We start from the raw sequence: 22,600 nt of genomic DNA, 5'->3' as shown, positions 1-22,600 counted from the left end.
ATACAGATATTGCTTACATGACAACAGAGGAGGGGTAATATGAGTGGTATATGGTTAGCGCTTATCGGCGGTATCATATTTTTTCTTGGATATAAATATTATTCCAAGTTCATCGCCGAGAAAATCTACCGGTTGGACCCGAACTATACAACACCAGCCCATCAATATAAAGATGGCGTGGATTTTGTACCAACCAACAAATTTGTTTTATGGGGACACCATTTTACGTCCGTAGCAGGAGCAGCACCGATTGTCGGACCGGCAATCGCCGTGTACTGGGGCTGGCTGCCGGCATTGGTATGGGTTTTACTAGGTACTGTCTTCGCTGCAGGTGTCCATGACTTTGGTACATTAGTTCTATCTGTAAGAAATAAAGGGCAATCGATCGGTACATTGGCAAATAAACTTATCGGCCAACGTGCGAAAATCTTGTTCTTATTCATCATTTTATTGTTAGTATTGATGGTCAACGCTGTATTTGCCTGGGTTATTGCAAACTTGTTCATCTCATTCCCGGCTAGCGTACTATCTGTTTTCATCCAAATTCCATTAGCAATATGGATTGGCTACAGTGTCTACAAGCGAAAAGGAAGTATGCTATTGCCTTCAATAGTCGCACTGGCGGTTATGTATTTGGCAGCGATCGTGGCAAGCTATGTTCCAGCACTGCAAATCGACCTCGTCCGTTATTTCGGAGGAGAAGGGGCAACTGCTCTATTTGGAATGAGCGCTACATCGATGGCGTTTTTAGTCTGGATCGTTGTATTGATGGTCTATGTATACATTGCTTCCACGCTTCCTGTTTGGAAGCTCTTGCAGCCACGGGATTACATCAACTCCCATCAGTTGATCGTCGGCTTGGGCTTGCTTTACCTGGGCTTGTTGTTCACTAACCCGGAGATCACGGCTCCTGTGACTAACAGCCAGGCGAATGATGTCTCCTGGTTCCCGCTGTTATTTATAACGATTGCCTGTGGTGCCATTTCAGGCTTCCACGGTCTGGTTTCATCCGGGACATCTTCTAAGCAATTGGACAAAGAGACAGATGCTCGTTTCGTAGGTTACCTGGGTCCGTCGGAGAAGGTGCTCTTGCACTAGTCGCGATTATTGCGGTCGTCACTTTCTTCCCTACATCTGGCGAATTCCTTGATACCTATAGTGGATTTGCTGCTGCCAGTGGAGCAGGTTTAGGAGTATTCATCCAGGGTGCAGGTCAATTGGCAGCGGGGCTCGGTATTCCAGCAAGTGTTGCTGCTACAATTGTTTCTGTTATCGTTGTAAGTTTTGCTGCGACCACCCTTGACTCTTCCGTCCGGTTAATGCGTTATATCATTGCTGAACTAGGCACAGAATATAACATTAAGCCGATTACTAAGACACACGTGGCGACTACAATCGCAGTTGCATCCAGTGCAGCCCTTACCTTGATTCCGGAAGGACCAAATGGTTTCGGTTCCGGGGGTTACCTGTTATGGCCGTTGTTCGGAACATCGAATCAGCTGCTGGCAGGGATCAGTCTTTTATTGATTTCTATCTGGCTGAAGCGTCTTGGCAGGAACTATCTGCCGACAATTATTCCTATGGTCTTCCTGATGTTTATGACTTTATGGGCCATGATTACCCAGGTGTTCACGCAGTGGGCACCTTGGACAGAAGGCAGTGATTGGCTGTTATTCACATTTGGAGCAATCATCCTGGTGTTCACTTTCTGGATTTTATTAACGGCATTTGCAGCTATCGCGAAAGATAAGAAAGATCGTATTGAACGAAGTGCCTAATCATTTTAAAAAAAGCCGCGCTCACTAGTGCGGCTTTTTCCCCTTTCAAGGAGGTGTACAGATGATCGACATCATTATCATTCGAGCGGAAAAGCAAATTGGCGGAGGCTGATGCGGTGGAATCAGTGATGACGGGCTCATCACCATGAGTGACGATTTCAAGCATCATGAACAGGATAGAATAGAGATGGGGCGCATATACCGGCAGATATTGATCGACTATGGCGATCAAGTGAATATCAATTTCCTTGACCCGCGAAACCTGTTATCCATTGCCGGTTATTTTATTTCACAAGCGAAGAAAGAGAATATATCATGGCTGGAAGGGTTGTCTCACTTTTTCCTCCATATCAAATTTAATGCGATCTTTATCGATGGTAAATACCTAAGAGATTCAAACAATTATGATACACTGATTAAAGAAAGGCTATTTAGCTAGGGAGGCGGCATGTATGACTGACAAGAAGTTTTCGTTAAAGCGTCTCTTCGAGTTGTATGACGAGGTCCTCAGTCTTCCTCACAAAAACGAGGTTGCCAGAGAACTCAGGGATGAGGATGACCTATTCCTTTTGCTTGTCTATTCCGACATGCTCGGCATACCGAATCCTGCTTTCTATTATACACTCGAACTTTACCCGTATATCATCGAAAAATTCCACGATTGGCATTTGCGGATGGGGATGGAGAAGTCTCCCCTTGAGGGCATCCGCTGTTGTTAATTCTTTAGGAAAGGATCGTTCTGGATGAGTAATCTAATCAATAAAAAAATAGTATTCATAGGGGGAAAGGGAGGCGTCGGTAAATCGACGACCTCCGCTGCTTTTGCGCTGGCATTGGCTGATTCCGGTCACCGGACATTGATTGTGTCAACGGATCCTGCCCACAACCTCGGGGATATTTTTCATAAAAAAATCAAACACGAAAAAACAAAACTGACTGAATATCTCTGGGGCATTGAAGTGGATCCGGAAAGAGAATCGAAACGGTATATTGAAGGAGTAAAAGATAATCTGCAGGGGCTGGTTATATCCCGGATGGTGGAAGAGGTCCATAGGCAGATAGATATGGCCAGTGCTTCACCTGGAGCGGATGAAGCTGCATTATTCGACCGGCTGATTTCGATTATTCTCGAAAAAGCAAATCAGTTTGATAAAATAGTCTTTGATACAGCACCGACAGGACACACGATTCGTCTCCTGACACTTCCGGAATTGATGAGTGTCTGGATTGATGGGATGCTGGAACGAAGGAAAAAGATCAATGATAATTATACGCAGTTGCTGAATGACGGCGAACCGGTGGAAGACCCGATTTATGAAATATTGCAGAAAAGGAAGAATAAGTTTGCCAGCGTCCGGGAAATTATCCTGGATGGAAGCAAGACAGGGTTTGTTTTTGTTTTGAATCCTGAAAGGCTGCCAATCCTTGAAACAGAGCAGGCTATCAGGCAGCTGGATAAATACCATCTTCACGTCCGTACACTTGTTGTTAATAAGGTATTGCCGGACCACGCTGACGGAGAATTTCTAGCCAAACGAAGAAAACAGGAACTCAACTACTTAAAACAAATTGAAGATACTTTTACTAAACAGGAATTAATCAAAGTCCCTTTATTCGAAGAGGATGTATCGGATATGGAAAAGTTGAAAGTATTCGCTGATCATATCCAGCAAAGTATCAAGGAGGAATCGAAATAATGAAAGCAATTATTCATAAGGGAAAAGAAGGACTAGAAGGGCTTTCCTATCAGGACATAGAGGAAGTGGAAATAAGCCAGGGCAAAGTTAAAGTGAAATTGAAAACAGCGGGAATGAATCGCAGGGACATAGCTGTTACCTCAAGACATAAAGCGGATCAGCCGGCAGTGGTGCTGGGTTCTGACGGAGCTGGTGTTATTGCGGAAGTGGGACAGGGAGTAACCGATGTTCAAGTTGGTGATGAGGTGGTCATCAACCCTGGCCTCGGGTGGAAAGAAAATAGCGATGCGCCACCGGAAGGGTTTGAGATTATGGGCTTTCCTGATCATGGAACCTTCGGAGAGTATGTGGTAGTCCCGAGTGACCATGTCGAGCCGAAGCCTGCCCATCTTTCCTGGGAAGAAGCCGGGGTCCTTCCTCTTGCTGCCTTGACGGCCTATCGTGTCATTTTCACGCGCGGGAAAGTGAAGGAGGGAGATACTGTCCTACTTCCTGGTATAGGAAGTGGAGTCCTGACATTTGCATTGAAATTCGCTAAAGCGCTTGGAGCGCGTGTCATCGTCACCTCAAGAAGCGAGGAAAAGCTGGAAGCTGCTAAAAATTTAGGAGCGGACCGCGCTATTCCTACGCAGTCAGACTGGAATGAAGAGTTAAAGGATGAACAAGTGGATCTTGTAGTGGAAAGCATCGGGCGGGCTACGTTTGATAAGTCACTCGGGGCTGTTCGTAAAGGTGGTACGATTGTAACCTTTGGTGCCACCACAGAAGATGAAGTGGAAATCGACATTCGTAAGTTCTTTTATGGGCAATATAATCTACTTGGTTCGACGATGGGCAGTGGAGAAGAATTCCAGGCCATGCTTTCTTTTATTGCCAAGCACAATATTAAACCAGAGGTCGACAGAACGTTCCAGCTGGCGGAATACCAGGAAGCTTTTGAATATCTGCGTGATACTAAAAATTTCGGAAAAATCGGCTTCATCATCGAAAAATAATAAATCCCCCATGGCTATTACATAGCTATGGGGGTTATTTGTGTCGATTTTTGTAACAATATAAGAGAGTAACTCGAAAATGACAATAATATGAGAAAATTTGTAATAATAAGAAGGAAGCATCCATACTACAGGGGAAGCAGTAACAGGTCAAAAGGAGGAGAACGATGTCAGACGCTAATCGGGCAGTCACAAAGGAAGATATTTTCAACATCCAATCGATCACAGATCCGAAGTGGTCACCGGATGGGAAAGGTATTATTTTCGTTAAAACGCATATGGAGAAAGATAAAGATAAATACATATCTAATTTGTTCTATTATGATAATACGAGTGAACAGGTGAATCAATGGACCTATGGGGAACAAAAAGACATTCAGCCCCAATGGTCCCCAAAAGGGGATTATCTTGCATTTCTTTCTACCAGAAACAAAGCCAGTCAACTTTTTGTCCTCCCTTTAGCGGGAGGGGAAGCGAAACAAATAACAACCTGTCCTAACGGAGTGAGTGACTTTGAGTGGTCACCTGACGGTAACCGCATCGCATTCCAAGGCGCTTTAAAGCCGGATGAATCCTTTGATAAGAAAACGGATGAAGAAGAGAACACCAATGAAACCAAGCCAGAAGTTAAAGTGATTAACAGGATGAAATATAAGGGTGACGGCGCAGGTATTCTTTCTGAGGAATACGAGCAAATAGGCATCATTGATCTTAAAAGAGAAGAAATCGAAACCATTACTAAACCGGGGCATGATTATGGTCTGCTGGCTTGGTCTCCGGAGGGTAAGTGTTTAATGTATACAGCAGATGAAGCGGAGAATAAGGATTTTTCGTTTGACAGTGATCTGGTTTTATACGATTTAGAGTCAAAAACCAGCACGATTATAGAAACCGATAAAGGGTTTGTATCCGACGGGGCATGGTCTCCGGATGGAAGGAAGTTTGCCTTCGTTTTTCATGGGCAAGTTTATAAGAATGCTTCCCACCCTGATATTCTCGTCTTTGATAAAGAAAGCGAAGAAACATTAAATGCGACGAAGGATCTCGATTTTCCCGTAGGAGATTATATGTCAGGTGACATAATACAGGGAGCCAGGATGCCGGGTGTCCAATGGGTAAATGAAGAAACCTTTTATTTCCCTGTCAGTGAATATGGTAATGTTGTCCTTTATGAAGGAAATGACTCGGGTAATATCAAGCAAATCTTGGATGGCCAGCAGCATATCTATGGCTTTGATGTGAGCTCGGGCAAGGTGGCAGCTACAGTCGCAACCTCTACTGAGCCAGGAGAGCTTTACGTTTTTGATGTTAGTCAAAAGGAAAAACAGAAACTGACAGATTATCATGATGCGTGGCTGAGCCATGTGGAGATTTCAGAGCCAGAAGAATTCGTCTACCGGAGTGTTGATAGTTGGGATGTGCATGGCTGGATAATGAAACCGATTGAGTTTGATGAAACGGAACGTTATCCGTTGATTTATCAAGTTCACGGTGGACCACATGCGATGTACGGCAATACTTTTTTCCATGAAATGCAATGGCTGGCATCCCAGGGCTATATGGTAGCTTACATTAATCCGCGGGGATCCCATAGTTATCATCAGGAATTTGTCGATGCTGTGAGAGGCGACTATGGTGGTAATGATTATGTGGATGTCATGAATGGACTCGATCATCTGCTGGAGAAGTATGAGTTTATTGATGAACAGCGGCTGGGCTTGACCGGAGGAAGTTATGGCGGGTTTATGACCAACTGGATTGTCGGACATACCGACCGATTCAAAGCAGCGGTCACCCAGCGGAGTATTTCCAACTGGATCAGTTTTTACGGCGTGAGTGATATCGGATATTACTTCAGTGAATGGCAAATCAAAGCAGATCTCCGCAATATTAAGAAATTGTGGGAGCATTCACCTCTTGCCTATGTGGATGAGATAGAAACACCTCTCTTGATTATCCATAGCGAACAGGATTTAAGGTGTCCCATTGAACAGGCAGAACAATTATTTATCGCTTTGAAACGACAGGAAAAAGACACGGAATTTGTGCGGATTCCAGAAGCGGACCATAATTTATCGAGAACGGGGAAGCCATCGCTACGTCTGGAGCGGTTGCAGCATTTGCTTCGTTGGTTCGAAGAGAAGTTATAATAAACAAAAAAGCCGGAGCTCCCGGCTTTTTTTACGTTCTGATTGTTCGATCCGTTAACCTTATCTTTAAAGTCAATCTCCATTAATTCCCACTTGAAACTTAGTAGCAACTCCGAACTGATATAAAAAACATCATTAGCAACAAGCTTACAAAACCCTCTTCTATAAAGCCAGTATTATGGACACTTTTTAAATTAGAAATTTATTTCTTATCATCAAGGAAGTTTTTTCTACAGGCGCTGAAATAGACACACAAGGCCTATTGTATTGTAAAATAGAAGATAAATCTAGTAATAGAGGAAAGAATTATCAATAGATGGGGAGAGGTGTAGAAATGTCACATAAAAATAATCCGAAGAAGTTTGCATTAAACATGACTGCCGCGCAGTTTACAAAGTTTTATATTATGCACCTGCTGCAAGTCCATCCTCCAATGATCAGTGAACAATTCAAGAAAGAATTTAAAAAGCTTACTACAAATTGGATACCGGCTCCATCTACTTTATTGGATACGTTACATGATATGACGGAAGAGGGTTTGTTATCGAGAAAGGAAGATTATAAATCCCATGATCGTAAACGGCAGAAAGTTTATTGGTATTCGCTTACCGATAAAGGGAAAGAAGAATTTGATGTGTTAAAGAAACGATATAAATTGTTATTTGAAGAGCAGCTAGACATACTGAATAAGATCATGAAAGAAATATATAAATAAACTTACAACGATGATAAGGGAGCGTCAGCTTTATGCTGTTAAGTGTTTTGGACCAGGCACCGATTTCTAAAGGTTTTACTGCCGAAGATACATTGAAAAATAGTCTCAGATTAGCGAAAAAAGCGGAAGAATTAGGCTATTTCCGATATTGGCTGGCCGAGCATCATAATACGAACGGTCTGGCGAGTTCCTCACCGGAAATCATGATTGCCAGAATTGCTTCGGCTACCGATCATATCCGCGTAGGTTCTGGTGGCGTGCTCTTACCTCAGTACAGTCCATTGAAGGTGGCGGAAAACTTCAAGGTGCTGGAAGCACTTTTTCCCGAACGCATTGATCTTGGTTTGGGAAGGTCTCCCGGAGGCTCCCAAAAGACTCGCATGGCATTGACAGACGGCGTTAATAAGACATTGAGTGCTTTTCCCAGGCAAGTAGAAGAGCTGCAACAATTTCTCCGTGGTGATATACCAAAGGATCATCCATCGTTTGGCGTAAGAGCAACTCCTTATACTGGTGGAAATCCCGAAATGTGGGTTCTCGGCCTGTCATCAAGGGGTGCACGGCATGCTGCCAATAATGGCACAGGCTTCACATTTGGTCACTTCATCGATCCAAGTAATGGGGAAGAGGCTATAGAAACCTACTCTACCCATTTTAAGTCTAACTACCTGTTAGAATCTCCACGTACCAATGTTTGTGTGTTTGTTGTCTGTGCCAGATCTGATGAAGAGGCAGAACAATTGGCCTTAAGTCTGGATATGTGGCTGCTCCAAGTGGAAAAAGGACTGGATACGAGGGTGCCACCTGTAGAAGAAGTGAAAAGACACACGTTCCCGCTTAAAGAAGTCGAAAAAATTAAAAAGAATCGTAACCGTATGATTGTCGGTTCTCCAGATACAGTAAGACAGGAACTATTGCGGTTGCAGGAGCTATATCAAACAGAAGAATTTCTAGTTATAACAAATATCTATGATTTTGAAGCTAAACAAAGGTCCTATGAACTATTAGCTGAGATCAACTTTGATTGATGCATGAAATTCCTCCATGTGGGTATGTACCTATAACGATATTATAGGAGGGCCTATCATTTATGGGAGATCAACAGATACCACATACAGCATCATCTCTTTGGAGAGATTTGTCCATAGAAAGTTTCCCACCATTGGAAGAGGATATTTCAACTGATGTTACTGTCGTCGGTTCCGGAATTGCCGGAATCACTACTGCTTACCGGCTTGTTCAATCAGGCTTCAAGGTTACACTCGTAGAAGCCGGCCGAGTTTTAGAAGGAACTACTGGCTATACGACCGCCAAAATCTCAGCCCAGCATGAATTGATATACCAACAGTTGCAGAAAACAATAGGCGATGATAAAGCAAAGCTATATTACCAGGCGAATATGGCCGCTCTGCAGGCAATTGAGAAGAATATGGAGGATCTGCAAATAGACTGCGATTTTTCTTACCAGGATGCTATTGTATATGGGGAAACAGAAAAAGCTAAGAAACTAATAGAAAAAGAAGCAGAAATCTATGAAAAGCTGGAAATTGATGGCGAGATGACAAATGATACTGATTTGCCATTTCCTGTATCTGGAGCTATCAGAATGCATCACCAGGCACAATTCCATCCAGTGAAATACCTGCTTCCCCTTATAGATTATCTGAAGAAGAAACAAGTTAACATTTTTGAAAATACTCGTGCTGTCGATATTGAAAAAGGAGATAAACCAAAGGTCATCACTACAGATGGTAATACAATCACTTCCGACCATGTTGTCATTGCTTCTCATTTTCCTTTTAAAGATTTTGATGGTCTTTATTTCTCCAGACTTCATGTGGAAAGGTCTTATTCTGTTGCTTTTAAAACAGAACAACCTGTACCAGAAGGCATGTATTTGAATGTGGAGGAACCGAAACGCTCCATAAGAAATGCCCGGGATACTAATGGAGAACCGCTGCTTTTAGTGGGAGGAGAAGGTCATACAAGTGGTCAGAGTGAAGATACATGGCAGCATTACAACAATCTAGTCAATTTTACAAAAGACCACTATGCCATTCAGGACATTCCTTATCGCTGGTCTTCCCAGGATATGAGTACTCTGGACCTTGTTCCTTACATCGGAAACATCACTTCAACTAATCCGAACATTTATGTAGCCACCGGCTTTGCCAAATGGGGAATGACGCAGGGTACTATAGCAGCTGATGTGATCCATGACTTGATTACGGAACGTAAAAATCCATTCGAGGAATTATATTCCCCCTCGAGGTTCCATAATAGTACCGGGTTGAAGAGTTTTACCAAAGAAAATGCGGATGTGGCTAAAGAGTTCGTTAAAGGCAAGCTGCCTACAAAAGATAAAAAGGAATTACGTGACCTTAGGTTCGATGAAGGAGCCATCGTAAAGGTGGATGGCAAACGGGCAGGCGCATATAAAGATAAGTCTGGAAAAGTCAGCCTGGTAGATACCACTTGTACGCATATGGGGTGCGATTTAGCTTGGAATAACAGTGAAAGGTCCTGGGATTGTCCCTGCCATGGTTCCCGCTTTACGGTAGAAGGTAATGTGATTGAAGGGCCTGCAACTAAGCCGCTTGAGAAAATATCAAATGACAATGAAAAATAGATGGGATGGTGTCTATGAAATCTGAATCAAGAACAGCAGTCGTAACTGGAGCAGGATCCGGTATCGGAAAAGCAGCCGCTATTAAACTGGCAGGAGAAGGATATGCGGTCGCTCTAATGGATGTAAAGGAGAACAGGGCTAAAGAAGTACAAGATAAAATTCTTTCAGCTGGAGGGCAGGCATTAGTCTACGATATCGACGTCTCGGATGAGTCGCGTGTAAAAGAAGGACTTGCTGATGTGCATACTCGCTGGGGAAGTATAGATGTCGTATTTGACAATGCAGGTATCAATGGAACGTTTGCCCCCATTGAAGATATGAAAACAGAGGATTGGGAACAAACCATTCATACCAACTTAAAGAGCAGTTTCTTATTTGTGAAGCACTCCATCCCTTATATGAAAGATTCGGGAGGAAGTATCATTATTACCAGTTCAATAAATGGCAATCGAACATTCTCGGGAATTGGCATGTCCGCTTATGCAACTTCAAAAGCAGGTCAGGTAGCTTTTATGAAAATGGCAGCACTTGAGCTTGCTCGCTACCAAATTCGCGTGAATGCTATCTGCCCAGGTGCCATTGATACAAATATCGATCAGAATACGGAAAAGGAAAAGAGTTTGGAAAAAGTAGATATTCCAGTTGAATATCCAGAAGGGGGCCAGCCCCTGGAACATAAATCAGGTTCTCCAGAGCAAGTAGCAGATCTTGTATATTTTTTAGCATCAGAGCATTCGAGCCACATCACAGGTACAGAGGTTTATATAGATGGTGCAGAATCACTATTACGTTAGAGTACTCAACAAGGAGTACTCTTTTTTTCGACAAATGTTTTACATAGTGGTGCCAAGGGAAGAAGATTACAGGAAAGCTTTGACATATCATAAAGAAGGAGGAAATTATACATGAGTAATGAAAATCGCAAGAATGAACAATTAGAACAGTTTCGCACCGATGATAGAGATAAAAAAATGACCACCAACCAAGGTACAAAAGTTTCTGAAGACGAATTTTCTTTAAAGGCCGGCGAACGCGGACCCACGTTGATGGAAGACTTTCATTTCCGTGAAAAGATGACACATTTTGACCATGAACGTATTCCGGAACGTATTGTCCACGCCCGTGGCTTCGCAGCCCATGGGGAGTTCCAGCCGTATGAATCAATGAAAGATTATACAAAAGCAGATTTCTTACAGGACCCATCCAAAACAACACCAGTATTTGTCCGTTTTTCTACGGTGCAAGGTTCTAAAGGTTCTGCGGAAACAGTCCGAGATGCCCGCGGCTTTGCTACGAAATTCTATACGGAAGAAGGTAACTTTGACCTCGTAGGAAATAACATTCCTGTCTTCTTCATTCAAGATGCCATCAAATTCCCTGATTTAGTCCATGCGTTAAAGCCGGAGCCTCATAATGAAATGCCACAGGGGGCGACTGCTCACGATACGTTCTGGGACTTCATAGCAAATAACCAGGAGTCCGCACATATGGTGATGTGGGCGATGTCCGATCGTGCGATCCCTAGAAGTTTCCGTATGATGGAAGGATTCGGTGTGCATACATTCCGCTTCGTGAATGACAAAGGGGAGGCGCACTTTATCAAGTGGCATTGGAAGCCGGTATTGGGTACCCATTCGCTTGTCTGGGATGAAGCGCAAAAAATTTCCGGTAAAGATCCTGATTTCCATCGCGGAGACCTGTATGACGCCATTGAAAAAGGTGATTTTCCAGAGTTTGAACTAGGAGTCCAAATTATCAAAGAGGAAGATGAATTCAATTTTGATTTTGATATATTGGATCCTACTAAAATTTGGCCGGAAGAAGACGTACCTGTTAAAAAAATCGGAAAAATGACGTTGAACCGAAATGTTGATAACGTATTTGCTGAAACCGAACAGGTTGCTTTTCACCCAGGCCATGTAGTACCTGGTATCGACTTTACTAACGATCCATTGCTGCAAGGTCGACTGTTCTCTTACACGGATACACAGTTAATCCGCCTCGGCGGCCCGAACTTCCATGAGCTTCCGATCAACCGTCCTGTCTGTCCGTTCCATAATAATCAACGGGATGGCTATAATCGTATGACGATTAATAAAGGCCCGGTAGCTTATCACAAAAACTCGATGGCTGATAATACTCCGGCAACATCATCTCCAGAAGAGGGAGGTTTCGAGCATTATCAGGAAAAAGTGGAAGGTAGGAAAGTCCGTAAGCGAAGCGACAGTTTCAAGGATCATTTCTCACAAGCCACTTTATTCTGGAACAGTATGAGCGACCCGGAAAAAGAACATATCAAGGAAGCTTTCAGTTTCGAACTAGGTAAGCTTTCCAGTGAAGACATCCAGCAGCAAGTGGTTAATATGTTCGCTAATGTAAGCCTGGAATTGGCCCAGGAAGTTGCTGAGAACGTAGGTGTCGAAGTGCCGAATGAGGGAGGATCCAATGTCACTAAAGCTTCTCCTGCTTTAAGCCAGGAAAACACAAACAAGCTACCACACACACGGAAAGTAGGTGTTATTGTAGCGGAAGGTTTCAATGGCCAAGAAGTCACTTCAGTGATTGAGGCTTTGAAAAAAGCAGAAGTAGAGCCGGAAATCATCAGTAATAAGCTAGGAACTGTCAAAGGTACCGATGGAGAAGAACTGAAAGCTGACCATACGTTCCTGACTGGTGAGTCTGTATTATTTGATGCACTCTACGCTGCAGGCAGTAAGTCTATGGATAAAAAGTTCCAACAGGATGCATTATACTTCCTGAAAGAAGCATTTGCTCACTATAAGCCAATTGGTGCGACTCATGAAGGTGTCGATTTACTGAAGAAAGCAGAAATTGAAGATGGTCTTGGTGTTGTCATCAATGATGACCTGAAATCCTATGTGAAAGAATTTGTTGCAGCTATCGCTGAGCACCGTCATTGGGACCGTGAAATCGTTTAAAAATAGTGCAGAAGAGAGGGAGGAGAATCCTCCCCCTTGTTTATTTTTCATTTACATATAAGCGAAGCGTGTGGAACAAACTAACCGTACTTATATGGAGAAGGTGAATAGAATGACATTATTTCAGCTCGGCTATGTAGCTATGAGTAAGATCCTTGAAAATGCCTCACCATCTCAAACGATGACGTATAGCCGGTTTCGCACCCTGTCAGACGAGGAGGCAGCTATCCATAGGTTAGAAGTAATCGCCCGCTCCAACTTACATAATACATTACGATTATTGAAGCACAATGAAGCGCATGACATTAAATTTTTTCGTATGAGTTCCCGGCTTATACCGTTAGCCACCCACGAGGGTTTAAGAGGGTGGCGGTATATTACAGCCCTTAAAAATGATTTAAAGGCTATTGGCGATTATGCAAAAGCCCATGATATGCGTGTCGATTTTCATCCGGATCACTTCGTGGTAATCAATACCCGGGAGAAGGAAGTTTTCCAGCGTGCGATGGGGGTATTGAAATATCATTTTTTACTACTTCATGCCATGGGAATCGATCCAACTCACAGGTGTGTGTTACATTTAGGAGGTCGTTACCAGGACAGAGAGCAAGCACTGGAAAACTTTATTGAAAATTGGGCGCTGGTTCCGTCCAGCCTTCAGAAAATGATCATTCTGGAGAATGACGATAAGTCTTTTACACTTGAAGATTGCCTTTATGTATGTGAAAAACTCAATATTCCGCTTGTATTTGATCTGCATCACCATTTAGCCAACCATAAAGATGAAAAGTGGACAAATCATTGGAGTCGTGTTCTGGGTACATGGAAAGCCTCACCGCTTCCAGCTAAAATGCACATTTCCAGCCCGAAAAGTGATAAAATGTTCAAAAGTCATGCGGATTTTGTAGATCCTCTCATGTTCATGAAGTTTATTGAATTTGTGAATGGAACAGTTCCGCAACTTGATTGTATGATTGAAGCAAAGGAGAAAGATCAGGCTTTATTCCGTTTGGCAGAAGATTTAAGCATGCGTGCAGACATTGAAATGAAGAGTATAGCTTCTTTTATATGGGTAGATAAATAGAAAAAGTTTTTTCACATAGCCGATTAAGCTATAATGAATATCAGCATAGCTGAGGAAAGGGAAGAAATACAAACTATGAGTAATCTTAAAATCGGTACTATTCAAAACTTGATGGTGAAAAAGAAAAAAACAGAAGGTTTCATCGTGACAGATGGCAGCCAGGAAGTCATGCTGCCAAACGATCAGGCAAGTGAAGATATTGAACTCGATAAAGAAGTTGAAGTGTTCCTTTATAACGATAAAAAAGGAAATATCCTAGCGACGATGACCATGCCCGAAGCAGATACGGAAACATATGGATGGGTGGAAGTGGTGGAAGTAGTCAAAAATTTAGGTGTGTTTGTGGATATTGGTATACAAAAGGAGATACTTGTATCGATCGACGACCTTCCGCTTTTAGAGAACGTGTGGCCGAAAGTCGGTGATTGGTTATTCGTCAGTCTGGAAGTAGATAAAAAAGGACGTCTTCTCGCTAAACCAATAACAGAAGGTGAGGTTCAGGAAGATTTGGAACCTGCGCCAGTTTCTTTATTAAAGAAAGACATCACAGGAAGGATTTACCGTTCCACCAAGGCAGGATCTTTCCTGTTAACAGAAGAAGGATACCGCGGTTTCATTCATCCGACAGAACGTAAAGAAGAGCCACGTGTCGGTGAAACAGTGACCGGCAGGGTGATAGATGTCAAAGAGGATGGATCAATCAATGTTTCCTTGCGACCATTAAAGCAGGAAGGTATGAAAGAAGATGCGGACTTAATTCTTGAGTATTTAATTGAAAGAGGAGGAAGCATTCCTTTTCATGATAAAAGTGATGCAGAAGAAATCCGTAAAACCTTTCGTATCAGTAAGTCAGCATTCAAACGCGCCGTAGGGAAACTGATGAAAGAAGGAAAAGTGATTCAACAAAATGGAAAAACAATTCTGACTGATACAATGAATCAATGATTGTTTTCATGGCGATGCCCGTTTTATAAGGTATCGTCATTTTTTTTGCTTTAAAATGATGACTGGCGAGTTCTTCTGAGTTAAATCATGTTCACAAATAACCGGTAAACTGCATATCCTGCCTGTGGGAGGAGGTTGGATAAATGTATAATTATCATGGATATCCAATGTTGGAAGAGGAAGAATGGGATAGAAACAACGCGGCAGAGGTAAAAGATCTTTGCCAGACCCATAATTATTATTTTGTTCAAATTCAAATGTCAGATGGTTCGCTTGTAGAAGGGATCATCGACGGTACGGACGAAGATAATGTTTATATGCTGGTACCTGCAGGTGACGACATGGATGACCAGAGACAATTCGGTTATAGTGGTTTTGGCGGGGGATATGGAGGCTACCCATATGGCGGGTTTTATGGTTATCCGCGAAGATTACGAAGATTCCGTAGAGTTCGCTACCCGTTTTTCTATATTAGACGCTTATTATTTCCATTTTTTTATTAAAAAGAAGCATGCGCAATTTCTTGCGCATGCTTCTTTTTTACTGGGGTTTTCTAGGATTATGTTCGGCAAATTTAATAAACGTTTTTTCGTCTTCAATTAATCCGCACGATCCGCATTGCACCTTCTTTTCTGGTCCTTTGTAGCTTAAGTGAAAGGCATCCAGGTTTTCATCTGTATATTCTTCCATGATGATGCCTGTGCCTGGATCCAGTTTGACGTGGGAAGGTACCTGCTGAATCAGATTGAATCTTGAACGATTGGTTTTACAATTCGGGCACAAATATGGGTTAGACATGCTGACCACCTCCACCCTTATTGTTTCCAAGGGGAAGTGTATTATGAATTGTTTTTTCGTTTTTCCATTTCCTCACTGACAACAAAAGCAAGATCATCGTTACCGAATAAAGAAAGGACTCCAAGTAACGTTTCATCCAGGATGTCTTCTGATTCCTTTTTAGGGACCGTCAATTCCACTGCGTGATTTAAAGCATCATTCTTCGGCTGCTTTGGATAAGCTCTCTCATAAACCTTTACTGGATCTAAATCATTATTGATGCACCATTGGGCAAATACTAGAATCATCATTTCTTCATCCTGCTGATAATTACGGATGATTTGTTCTTCGATTTCTTTCTGGTTCATGTAATCATGCTCCCTTAATCATGGTAGTTTCATTATATCTACTCCTGCAAATACATCACAACTATTTCAACGTCGATAAAAAAAAGGAATTTTTGTTTTTAATAGGGAATTAATAAAGATAAGACTTTTAGCAGGAGGGGAAGTTTGTGAAACAAGTAAAATCAATATTTATAGCAATTTTAATCTTATTTATTGCTGTTCTCGGGATGCCCTTAGACAGCGATGCGAAGGTGCCTGACAGAAAGGTAATAAATTACGTAGCTTTAGGAGACTCATTGGCAGCTGGTTATACACCTGTAGAGTTCGGAGATAGTGGATTTAAATTGGAGAAAATAAAAGGATATCCTGAATATTTAAAAGACCGTTTCCAGAAATCCAACTATAAAGTAACACTAAATAATCATAGTGTTCCAGGAGCTACAACAATTGATTTAGTGGATAAGTTAAAGGAAGAAGAGGTTATTAATAATATTGCAAAAGCAGATGTCATTACAATCGATATCGGAGCCAATGATTTGCTTGAACATTTATACACTAATGATAGAAGTCGATTATATGAAGCATCGGGTGAGGCTCTAGAAAATATAGAGGATATTCTAGGTATTATTAAAGAGAGTACAGATGCGAAGATTTACGTGATGGGCTATTATAATGCTCTTTGGTCACTTCCTATTGAGGAGGGGACCAAGGAGGAGTTAGTTTCTTTTTTGCATCAGTTCAATCATGGTATCAAACAGATAACAGAAACGAATCAAGCAATATTTGTTCCTACTTTTCAAGCAATTGCAGAGGATTATGAAACCTATCTTCCTTACCCTGATATACATTTGAGCCAGGAAGGCTACCAGGCTGTGGCCAAGGAATTTTGGAAGAAAATGACCCCTCGCAAGTTTGGAAACTGATCGATTGTATAGCAGATGGCTTTTGCCGTCTGTTTTTTTATTTTTGCCTAATCAGTCACTGTAACAGGTCAACCTGTCTGATGCATAGGCTATCGGAGACATTCAGAATATTACAGGGGGAATAAAGATGTATCCGAATCATTTTCATATGCCGTACGCTTATCCATATGTGACGAATCCTTATCAGGCGCCCTATGCCCGTTATCCTTACAGCAACTATTATAGAGGGTATCAGACATACCATGATGTGAGACAGCCGGTTCGAGGCCAGGCGACATGGACGGAAGGTGGAACAGTGACTCAGTGCGGGATTCCCTGGTCAGCTAATCTCTATATGACAGTAGCAGTCGGGCAGAATTCGCCTTACAAATGTGGAGATACATTAAAGGTGAAAAATCTGGCCAATGGCAGAGAAGTGTTAGTGACCGTTGTCGATCAGGTTGCAGGCTATGGAAAAAATAAAGTGAATTTACACAGAAAAGCTTTTGAAACTCTAGGCGCTAACGTAGACTTGGGCGTTATTAATGTAGAAATTACCACTGGAGTAGAATTAGAAGAAGAAAAGTGGGGGAAATACCTGCTTGAGGTCGTACAATCTTCCTATCCGAACTATGATGTAACAGATTATAGCAGGGTTAGTAAAACAAAACAGAATGCCAACCGAATGAAAGAAACGTATAAGTACGTCCTGCGCTCGCCGCAGGAAACCATCACGATTGAAGGAACGGTGGTTTATAATCCAAATACAGATCGCATCGTTTCGATGGATTTCAAGGAAGTATAACTATCATAAGCAAAGAGATAGGGAAGGTATCCCTATCTCTTTTAATTTAAAAAGATAATATGTCGCCAAACAGATTAATAATTCTTCTGATAAAAGGGATAAGCTGATTAAACTGTTGCTAAATGGTAACACTTCTAGTATTGTAGGAATGAATGGTTAAAATTGAAATGAGGGTTATAAATGAAACAGTCTATATATGGTATGACATTTGATCAGTTGACTGACTGGCTGATGGAACACGGACATAAAAAGTTTCGTGCATCACAGGTTTGGGACTGGCTATATAACAAACGAGTAAAAAGCTTTTCTGAAATGCACAATGTCAACAAGGATTGCATTCAGCTATTGGAAGAAAATTTTGTGATTCAGACTTTGCGCGAAGAAGTGAAGCAGGAATCGTCTGACGGAACAATCAAGTTCCTATTCAAGCTGCAGGATGGTAATGTGATCGAAACTGTCCTGATGCGTTTTCATTATGGCTTATCTGTGTGTGTAACGACTCAGGTTGGCTGTAATATCGGCTGTTCCTTCTGTGCAAGTGGTCTTTTGAAGAAAAGCCGCGATCTTACCAGTGGTGAAATCGTCGAACAAATCATGAATGTACAGCATGCCCTGGATGATAAGGGGCAAGGGGACCGAGTCAGTCATATTGTTGTTATGGGTATCGGTGAACCGTTCGATAACTACGATCACACGATGGATTTCATCCGTACCGTCAACTCCCAAAAGGGGCTTGCAATCGGTGCTAGAAAAATCACCGTTTCTACCAGCGGTTTAGCAGATAAAATTTATCAATTCGCTGATGAAGATACACAAGTAAACCTTGCTCTTTCTCTGCACGCACCCAATGACGAGCTGCGTACACGTATCATGAAGGTAAACAAAGCTTATCCACTGGATAAATTAATGCCTGCCATTGATTACTACTTGGAGAAGACCAATCGCAGAATCACTTTTGAATATATCATGCTTCGAGATGTCAATGATCATCAGAAAGAAGCGAAAGAGCTGGCTGAACTGTTGAAAGATAAACGGCATTTATCTTATGTCAACTTGATACCGTACAATCCAGTTGATGACCATTCCTATCAGCGCAGTGAAAAAGAAGCGATTTTAGGTTTTTATGATACGTTGAAGAAAAACGGCATCAACTGTGTGATTCGTCATGAAAATGGAACGGACATTGATGCAGCATGTGGCCAATTACGCAGCAAACAAGTGAAAAAAGAACGTAAGAAAAAAGCAGCAGAAGCAAAATAACAAAAAGTACACCTAATCGGGTGTACTTTTTTTGTGGTTAATTTTCATGATGTATTCCTTCCACATCCGATAAAGAATGAAATTCATGAGTTTGATTGTTTTTCTTTACTACGGAAAGTGAGCCATCTGTTTCTAACACGATGGCTTCAACATGACTAAAGGAAGCAATGCCTTGTGCTCTAAGTGCCTGTTTTATTTCATCACGGTTGATACGTTCTTTCTTTAACGCAGATTCTATATAGTTGCCATTGTAATAGAGTAATTGAGGTTCCCCTTTAATTAATGAATGGAATGCTCTTGAACGGACACCTAGCCAAGTTACGATGAACTGAAGCAATATCAACATGGCTAGTGCGGTAATTCCATCAACGAAGGTTACAGTAGATGATAGCAGTATCGTAGCTACCGTTGAACCTAAAGCAACTGTAATGACAAGATCAAACATGTTCATTTTTGACAGTGTTCGCTTACCAGAGATACGCAACAACAAAATCAGTGAGGGATATAAAATAACAGCCATTATGATTATGTCAAAAACGCTGGACCAACTTTTAAAAAATAACATGTTGAACCTCCACCTTACACGATTATCTACTATAGTGTTCCCGAACTATTTTTAATGAAAACTTTATCCGTTCCAGTATTAAAGCATGAGAGGTTATGAAAAATAAACTTCGGAATAAAATGGAGGGGAGGAGGGATGAGATGTTAGTTAAAAATAATATTATACCGAAACATCATGTCGTAACCATCCATGCAGAAGCAACAATCAAGGAAGCTAAACAGAAGCTCGATGAAAGTGGCTATCGATGCATCCCTGTAATCGATGATAGGGGAAAATATCAGGGCATGCTATTTCGTTCAAGAATTGAAAGTCATGAGAATGAGTGTTTCAGAAGTCGAAAAACACCAAATGACAACAGGAAAATCACAAAATTTCTAGATAATATGGATACTTTTGTATTTGAAGAAACCTAATTTCCGCAGGCAATGCTACAGGTTAAGGCTCTTCCTTTTATCGCTGTACTGGATGAGTGGAAGAACTTTGTCGGAATTCTTACGCACAACAAAGTGTTTGATGTGTTAGAACAATCGTTCGGGCTTCAATCAGGTGAGTATATCATTACCATTGTATCACCGGAAAAACAAGGTGCAGTAGCAGAGTTAACGAAATCGTTGAATAAACGTGGTATTAATATCGAGGGATTAATGACTATGGATGATGACGGAAGTAAAGTTGTCAGGCGTCTATGTATAGCTGTTTCTAATGTCAATGAAGGTCTGTTAAATGAACTGTTCGATAAACTAGAGAGGAAAGGATATCGGATATTACAAACAGAACGTATCGAAAAGAGCGATGTTATTCCACGCGCTATAGTGGAAGATTAATTGGGTGCTGTCGACTACTAAAATACTGTTATAGAAACGAAGAGAAAGCTGAAAAAGCTTTCTCTTGGTTCAATATTCTAAGCGTTCCCGTAATAAGATTTATACCAATCGATGAACTTGCCGACACCCTCTGCAATGGACGTGTTTGGTTTATATCCAACGTCTCTCATTAAATCCTCTACATCGGCGTATGTGGCGGGTACATCTCCGGGCTGCATGGGAAGAAAATTTTTGTGGGCTTTTATGCCAAGTTTGTTTTCTATCGCTGTGATAAAATCCAGGAGCCTGACGGGTTGATTGTTACCAATATTGTAAATCTTATAGGGAGCGTGGCTCCTTCCTGGAGCGGGAGTTTTATCCTCCCATTCCGGGTCAGGACTAGGTGTTTTATCGAGCAGCCGGATGATTCCTTCGACAATATCATCAATGTAAGTGAAGTCTCGCTGCATATTCCCGTTATTATATACTTCTATTGGTTTTCCTTCTAGAATAGCTTTAGTAAAGCGGAAGAGTGCCATATCCGGTCGTCCCCATGGCCCGTATACCGTGAAGAAACGAAGACCAGTTGTTGGCAAACCATAGAGATGACTGTAGGTATGCGCCATTAATTCGTTTGCTTTTTTTGTGGCAGCATATAAACTGACGGGATGATCAACATTATCTTCTACAGAAAAGGGCATTTTTTTGTTTGCCCCGTACACAGAGCTCGAGGAAGCGTAAATCAGGTGCTCGACCTGATGATGGCGGCATGCTTCTAGTATGTTGATGAATCCGACGATATTAGAATTGATATAAGCATATGGGTTCTCCAGGCTGTAACGTACCCCGGCTTGGGCAGCCAGGTCAATGACGATGGAAGGTTTGTATTTTTCAAAAAGCTGCGTGATAGCGTTTCTATCTTCGCGGTCGATTTGTTCAAACTTAAAGTTACTATGGTTTAATAATCTCAGGCGATCTTTTTTCAATTCCACACTGTAGTAATCGTTCATATTATCAATACCAATGACTGTTTGGCCATTGCTCAGCAGCTGTTTAGATAGATGAAAACCAATAAATCCAGCCGCTCCAGTAATCAGTATCATAGTTTCACCTCACTTCTCAAGGTAGTGACGTCCCTGGAATGTCCGGGAGTGGGAGTTACACGAAATCAATCTCACTCAGACCCCTTATCTTTTGATTCCTTATCGCTGGAAAGGAAGAATTTAGATTCATCTCCAAAGACCACTTGGATGGTATTATCATTCATATACTTGCCGAACAGTTTGGTTCTTTCGCCTAATATACTGTCTGTGATTTCATAGGGCATGTTTTCGATATGACAACCTTTTAAAATGATACTGTTTCTAACTATGCTTTTTTTAATGATCGTATTGGCTTCAATCGATACATAGGGACCGATTACTGAATCTTCGATGGTGCAGTTATCTCCGATTACTACCGGCGGTATAATTACATTATTATTAGGTTTTTCATCAAGAAACTCAGCGTCTGTTGAACTCCCATGCTGTTTGAGCATCCACTGGTTTGCTTTGAGCCAGCGATCAATTGTTCCGACGTCAAACGTTGGTTTAGTAGTTTTTACATAATTGATATCGTATTGATGGTCGATCATCCATTGAATGGCATCCGTGATTTCATACTCTCCTCTTGCAGAAGGGGTTATCGAGTGGATTGCATTGAAAATAGAAGACTTGAAAATATAGGCTCCTATGACAGCGAGGTTTGATTTTGGCTTTACCGGTTTTTCTTCTACCCGGACAATCATATTGTCTTTGATATCTGCTATACCGTAGTCTTGTGGTTTACTGACTTTTGTCACTAATACTGTGCCGTGTGCAGATGTTTGTTGGAAGGAGTCTTTTAATTTTTGTAATGAATCATCAATCAAGTTATCGCCCAATAATAGTACAAACGAGTCAGACCCCAGGAAATCTTCTGCTTGTGCCACTGCATGGGCGATTCCTTTTTGTTCATGTTGAGGAATATAGTGAAGTCTCAGGTTCTTTTTTTCTGCATAAGCATATAAATGTTCATGGAAGATTTCTTCTTGCTGTGGCTGGATAACGAGACCGATATCTTTAATGCCCATTTTAGCCAGTTGTTCCAGGCCATAGCTGATGACTGGACGATTAGAAACGGGAAGTAATGGTTTTGGTTTGGTATAAGATAAGGGGCGCAGTCTGGTTCC

Annotated in this window: 23 protein-coding genes and 1 pseudogene; 19 read left to right on the top strand and 5 right to left on the bottom strand. The window is 41.7% G+C overall.

What is annotated here, in order from left to right:
* Nucleotides 1-39: 39 nt before the first annotated feature.
* The 14 genes and pseudogenes from B9Y67_RS17165 to B9Y67_RS17100 all read left to right on the top strand — a co-directional run bounded on the left by B9Y67_RS17165 (nucleotide 40) and on the right by B9Y67_RS17100 (nucleotide 15,435).
* A pseudogene (locus tag B9Y67_RS17165) lies at nucleotides 40-1,778 on the top strand (carbon starvation CstA family protein).
* A 145-nt stretch (nucleotides 1,779-1,923) separates the two neighbouring features.
* Complete coding sequence (locus B9Y67_RS17160; RefSeq protein WP_139823836.1) at nucleotides 1,924-2,217, top strand: hypothetical protein; 294 nt, start codon at nucleotides 1,924-1,926, stop codon at nucleotides 2,215-2,217.
* Nucleotides 2,218-2,230: 13 nt separating this feature from the next.
* The gene (locus B9Y67_RS17155) at nucleotides 2,231-2,497 is read left to right on the top strand and encodes a cory-CC-star protein (RefSeq protein WP_085508607.1); all 267 of its coding nucleotides are present in this window, start codon (nucleotides 2,231-2,233) and stop codon (nucleotides 2,495-2,497) included.
* Between the two features lie 24 nt (nucleotides 2,498-2,521).
* Nucleotides 2,522-3,475, top strand: coding sequence for an ArsA family ATPase (locus tag B9Y67_RS17150; RefSeq protein WP_085508606.1), 954 nt, complete (start codon nucleotides 2,522-2,524; stop codon nucleotides 3,473-3,475).
* Nucleotides 3,475-4,470: a zinc-binding dehydrogenase gene (locus B9Y67_RS17145; protein ID WP_085508605.1), complete on the top strand. Its 996-nt coding sequence runs from the start codon at nucleotides 3,475-3,477 to the stop codon at nucleotides 4,468-4,470. The genes B9Y67_RS17150 and B9Y67_RS17145 overlap by 1 nt, the downstream gene beginning before the upstream one ends.
* Nucleotides 4,471-4,637: 167 nt before the next feature.
* Nucleotides 4,638-6,620, top strand: a complete 1,983-nt coding sequence (locus B9Y67_RS17140) for a S9 family peptidase (protein WP_085508604.1) — start codon at nucleotides 4,638-4,640, stop codon at nucleotides 6,618-6,620.
* 334 nt (nucleotides 6,621-6,954) lie between these two features.
* Nucleotides 6,955-7,335 (top strand): PadR family transcriptional regulator, encoded by a 381-nt coding sequence (locus tag B9Y67_RS17135; RefSeq protein WP_085508603.1) that lies wholly within the window; start codon nucleotides 6,955-6,957, stop codon nucleotides 7,333-7,335.
* Nucleotides 7,336-7,367: 32 nt separating this feature from the next.
* Entirely contained in the window at nucleotides 7,368-8,363 is a 996-nt protein-coding gene (locus B9Y67_RS17130) for an LLM class flavin-dependent oxidoreductase (RefSeq protein WP_085508602.1), read from the top strand.
* Between the two features lie 62 nt (nucleotides 8,364-8,425).
* Nucleotides 8,426-9,964 carry an FAD-dependent oxidoreductase gene (locus tag B9Y67_RS17125; RefSeq protein WP_085508601.1) on the top strand — a complete coding sequence of 513 codons (1,539 nt, stop codon included), beginning with the start codon at nucleotides 8,426-8,428 and terminating at the stop codon, nucleotides 9,962-9,964.
* A 14-nt stretch (nucleotides 9,965-9,978) separates the two neighbouring features.
* Entirely contained in the window at nucleotides 9,979-10,758 is a 780-nt protein-coding gene (locus B9Y67_RS17120) for an SDR family oxidoreductase (protein ID WP_085508600.1), read from the top strand.
* A 111-nt stretch (nucleotides 10,759-10,869) separates the two neighbouring features.
* The gene (locus B9Y67_RS17115; protein WP_085508599.1) at nucleotides 10,870-12,903 is read left to right on the top strand and encodes a catalase; all 2,034 of its coding nucleotides are present in this window, start codon (nucleotides 10,870-10,872) and stop codon (nucleotides 12,901-12,903) included.
* Between the two features lie 112 nt (nucleotides 12,904-13,015).
* Nucleotides 13,016-13,987 (top strand): UV DNA damage repair endonuclease UvsE, encoded by a 972-nt coding sequence (gene uvsE, locus B9Y67_RS17110; RefSeq protein WP_085508597.1) that lies wholly within the window; start codon nucleotides 13,016-13,018, stop codon nucleotides 13,985-13,987.
* A 75-nt stretch (nucleotides 13,988-14,062) separates the two neighbouring features.
* On the top strand, nucleotides 14,063-14,932 hold the full coding sequence (locus tag B9Y67_RS17105) for a CvfB family protein (RefSeq protein WP_085508595.1): 870 nt from the start codon (nucleotides 14,063-14,065) through the stop codon (nucleotides 14,930-14,932).
* 143 nt (nucleotides 14,933-15,075) lie between these two features.
* On the top strand, nucleotides 15,076-15,435 hold the full coding sequence (locus B9Y67_RS17100; protein WP_085508593.1) for a hypothetical protein: 360 nt from the start codon (nucleotides 15,076-15,078) through the stop codon (nucleotides 15,433-15,435).
* A gap of 37 nt (nucleotides 15,436-15,472) precedes the next feature.
* Here the strand turns inward: B9Y67_RS17100 and B9Y67_RS17095 are convergent, their stop codons facing one another.
* Both B9Y67_RS17095 and B9Y67_RS17090 read right to left on the bottom strand, forming a co-directional pair.
* Entirely contained in the window at nucleotides 15,473-15,730 is a 258-nt protein-coding gene (locus B9Y67_RS17095; protein ID WP_085508591.1) for a DNA alkylation repair protein, read from the bottom strand.
* Between the two features lie 41 nt (nucleotides 15,731-15,771).
* Nucleotides 15,772-16,077, bottom strand: coding sequence for a hypothetical protein (locus B9Y67_RS17090; protein WP_085508589.1), 306 nt, complete (start codon nucleotides 16,075-16,077; stop codon nucleotides 15,772-15,774).
* 146 nt (nucleotides 16,078-16,223) lie between these two features.
* Here B9Y67_RS17090 and B9Y67_RS17085 point away from each other — a divergent pair, with 146 nt between their 5' ends.
* The 3 genes from B9Y67_RS17085 (at nucleotide 16,224) to rlmN (ending at nucleotide 19,023) form a co-directional block, all read left to right on the top strand.
* Nucleotides 16,224-16,979 carry an SGNH/GDSL hydrolase family protein gene (locus B9Y67_RS17085; RefSeq protein ID WP_085508587.1) on the top strand — a complete coding sequence of 252 codons (756 nt, stop codon included), beginning with the start codon at nucleotides 16,224-16,226 and terminating at the stop codon, nucleotides 16,977-16,979.
* A gap of 127 nt (nucleotides 16,980-17,106) precedes the next feature.
* Nucleotides 17,107-17,763 (top strand): DUF3889 domain-containing protein, encoded by a 657-nt coding sequence (locus B9Y67_RS17080; protein ID WP_085508584.1) that lies wholly within the window; start codon nucleotides 17,107-17,109, stop codon nucleotides 17,761-17,763.
* Between the two features lie 180 nt (nucleotides 17,764-17,943).
* Complete coding sequence (rlmN, locus tag B9Y67_RS17075) at nucleotides 17,944-19,023, top strand: dual-specificity RNA methyltransferase RlmN (protein WP_085508582.1); 1,080 nt, start codon at nucleotides 17,944-17,946, stop codon at nucleotides 19,021-19,023.
* Between the two features lie 37 nt (nucleotides 19,024-19,060).
* On the opposite strand, the gene B9Y67_RS17070 is transcribed toward rlmN, so the two are convergent.
* Entirely contained in the window at nucleotides 19,061-19,543 is a 483-nt protein-coding gene (locus B9Y67_RS17070; RefSeq protein WP_369668781.1) for a DUF421 domain-containing protein, read from the bottom strand.
* Between the two features lie 185 nt (nucleotides 19,544-19,728).
* Between B9Y67_RS17070 and B9Y67_RS17065 the strand changes: the two genes are divergently transcribed.
* The gene (locus tag B9Y67_RS17065; protein WP_176224040.1) at nucleotides 19,729-20,001 is read left to right on the top strand and encodes a CBS domain-containing protein; all 273 of its coding nucleotides are present in this window, start codon (nucleotides 19,729-19,731) and stop codon (nucleotides 19,999-20,001) included.
* A 12-nt stretch (nucleotides 20,002-20,013) separates the two neighbouring features.
* Nucleotides 20,014-20,412: an ACT domain-containing protein gene (locus B9Y67_RS17060; protein WP_085508575.1), complete on the top strand. Its 399-nt coding sequence runs from the start codon at nucleotides 20,014-20,016 to the stop codon at nucleotides 20,410-20,412.
* Nucleotides 20,413-20,489: 77 nt separating this feature from the next.
* Here B9Y67_RS17060 and B9Y67_RS17055 read toward each other — a convergent pair whose 3' ends face one another.
* Nucleotides 20,490-21,494 (bottom strand): NAD-dependent epimerase, encoded by a 1,005-nt coding sequence (locus B9Y67_RS17055; RefSeq protein ID WP_085508573.1) that lies wholly within the window; start codon nucleotides 21,492-21,494, stop codon nucleotides 20,490-20,492.
* Nucleotides 21,495-21,565: 71 nt separating this feature from the next.
* Nucleotides 21,566-22,591, bottom strand: coding sequence for a sugar phosphate nucleotidyltransferase (locus tag B9Y67_RS17050; RefSeq protein ID WP_254901865.1), 1,026 nt, complete (start codon nucleotides 22,589-22,591; stop codon nucleotides 21,566-21,568).
* Between the last annotated feature and the right edge of the window lie 9 nt (nucleotides 22,592-22,600).

This window comes from Thalassobacillus devorans (assembly GCF_900176565.1).
In the GTDB taxonomy this organism is placed as follows: domain Bacteria; phylum Bacillota; class Bacilli; order Bacillales; family Halobacillaceae; genus Thalassobacillus; species Thalassobacillus devorans_A.
The sequence above is the reverse complement of the archived record's forward strand: the minus strand, read 5'-3'. Positions and strand labels throughout refer to the sequence as shown.

Coding starts and splice junctions, on each gene's coding strand:
- B9Y67_RS17160 (WP_139823836.1), top strand. CDS start 1,924: ATGAGTGACGATTTCAAGCATCATGAACAGGATAGAATAGAGATGGGG.
- B9Y67_RS17155 (WP_085508607.1), top strand. CDS start 2,231: ATGACTGACAAGAAGTTTTCGTTAAAGCGTCTCTTCGAGTTGTATGAC.
- B9Y67_RS17150 (WP_085508606.1), top strand. CDS start 2,522: ATGAGTAATCTAATCAATAAAAAAATAGTATTCATAGGGGGAAAGGGA.
- B9Y67_RS17145 (WP_085508605.1), top strand. CDS start 3,475: ATGAAAGCAATTATTCATAAGGGAAAAGAAGGACTAGAAGGGCTTTCC.
- B9Y67_RS17140 (WP_085508604.1), top strand. CDS start 4,638: ATGTCAGACGCTAATCGGGCAGTCACAAAGGAAGATATTTTCAACATC.
- B9Y67_RS17135 (WP_085508603.1), top strand. CDS start 6,955: ATGTCACATAAAAATAATCCGAAGAAGTTTGCATTAAACATGACTGCC.
- B9Y67_RS17130 (WP_085508602.1), top strand. CDS start 7,368: ATGCTGTTAAGTGTTTTGGACCAGGCACCGATTTCTAAAGGTTTTACT.
- B9Y67_RS17125 (WP_085508601.1), top strand. CDS start 8,426: ATGGGAGATCAACAGATACCACATACAGCATCATCTCTTTGGAGAGAT.
- B9Y67_RS17120 (WP_085508600.1), top strand. CDS start 9,979: ATGAAATCTGAATCAAGAACAGCAGTCGTAACTGGAGCAGGATCCGGT.
- B9Y67_RS17115 (WP_085508599.1), top strand. CDS start 10,870: ATGAGTAATGAAAATCGCAAGAATGAACAATTAGAACAGTTTCGCACC.
- uvsE (WP_085508597.1), top strand. CDS start 13,016: ATGACATTATTTCAGCTCGGCTATGTAGCTATGAGTAAGATCCTTGAA.
- B9Y67_RS17105 (WP_085508595.1), top strand. CDS start 14,063: ATGAGTAATCTTAAAATCGGTACTATTCAAAACTTGATGGTGAAAAAG.
- B9Y67_RS17100 (WP_085508593.1), top strand. CDS start 15,076: ATGTATAATTATCATGGATATCCAATGTTGGAAGAGGAAGAATGGGAT.
- B9Y67_RS17095 (WP_085508591.1), bottom strand. CDS start 15,730: ATGTCTAACCCATATTTGTGCCCGAATTGTAAAACCAATCGTTCAAGA.
- B9Y67_RS17090 (WP_085508589.1), bottom strand. CDS start 16,077: ATGAACCAGAAAGAAATCGAAGAACAAATCATCCGTAATTATCAGCAG.
- B9Y67_RS17080 (WP_085508584.1), top strand. CDS start 17,107: ATGTATCCGAATCATTTTCATATGCCGTACGCTTATCCATATGTGACG.
- rlmN (WP_085508582.1), top strand. CDS start 17,944: ATGAAACAGTCTATATATGGTATGACATTTGATCAGTTGACTGACTGG.
- B9Y67_RS17070 (WP_369668781.1), bottom strand. CDS start 19,543: ATGGCTGTTATTTTATATCCCTCACTGATTTTGTTGTTGCGTATCTCT.
- B9Y67_RS17065 (WP_176224040.1), top strand. CDS start 19,729: ATGTTAGTTAAAAATAATATTATACCGAAACATCATGTCGTAACCATC.
- B9Y67_RS17060 (WP_085508575.1), top strand. CDS start 20,014: ATGCTACAGGTTAAGGCTCTTCCTTTTATCGCTGTACTGGATGAGTGG.
- B9Y67_RS17055 (WP_085508573.1), bottom strand. CDS start 21,494: ATGATACTGATTACTGGAGCGGCTGGATTTATTGGTTTTCATCTATCT.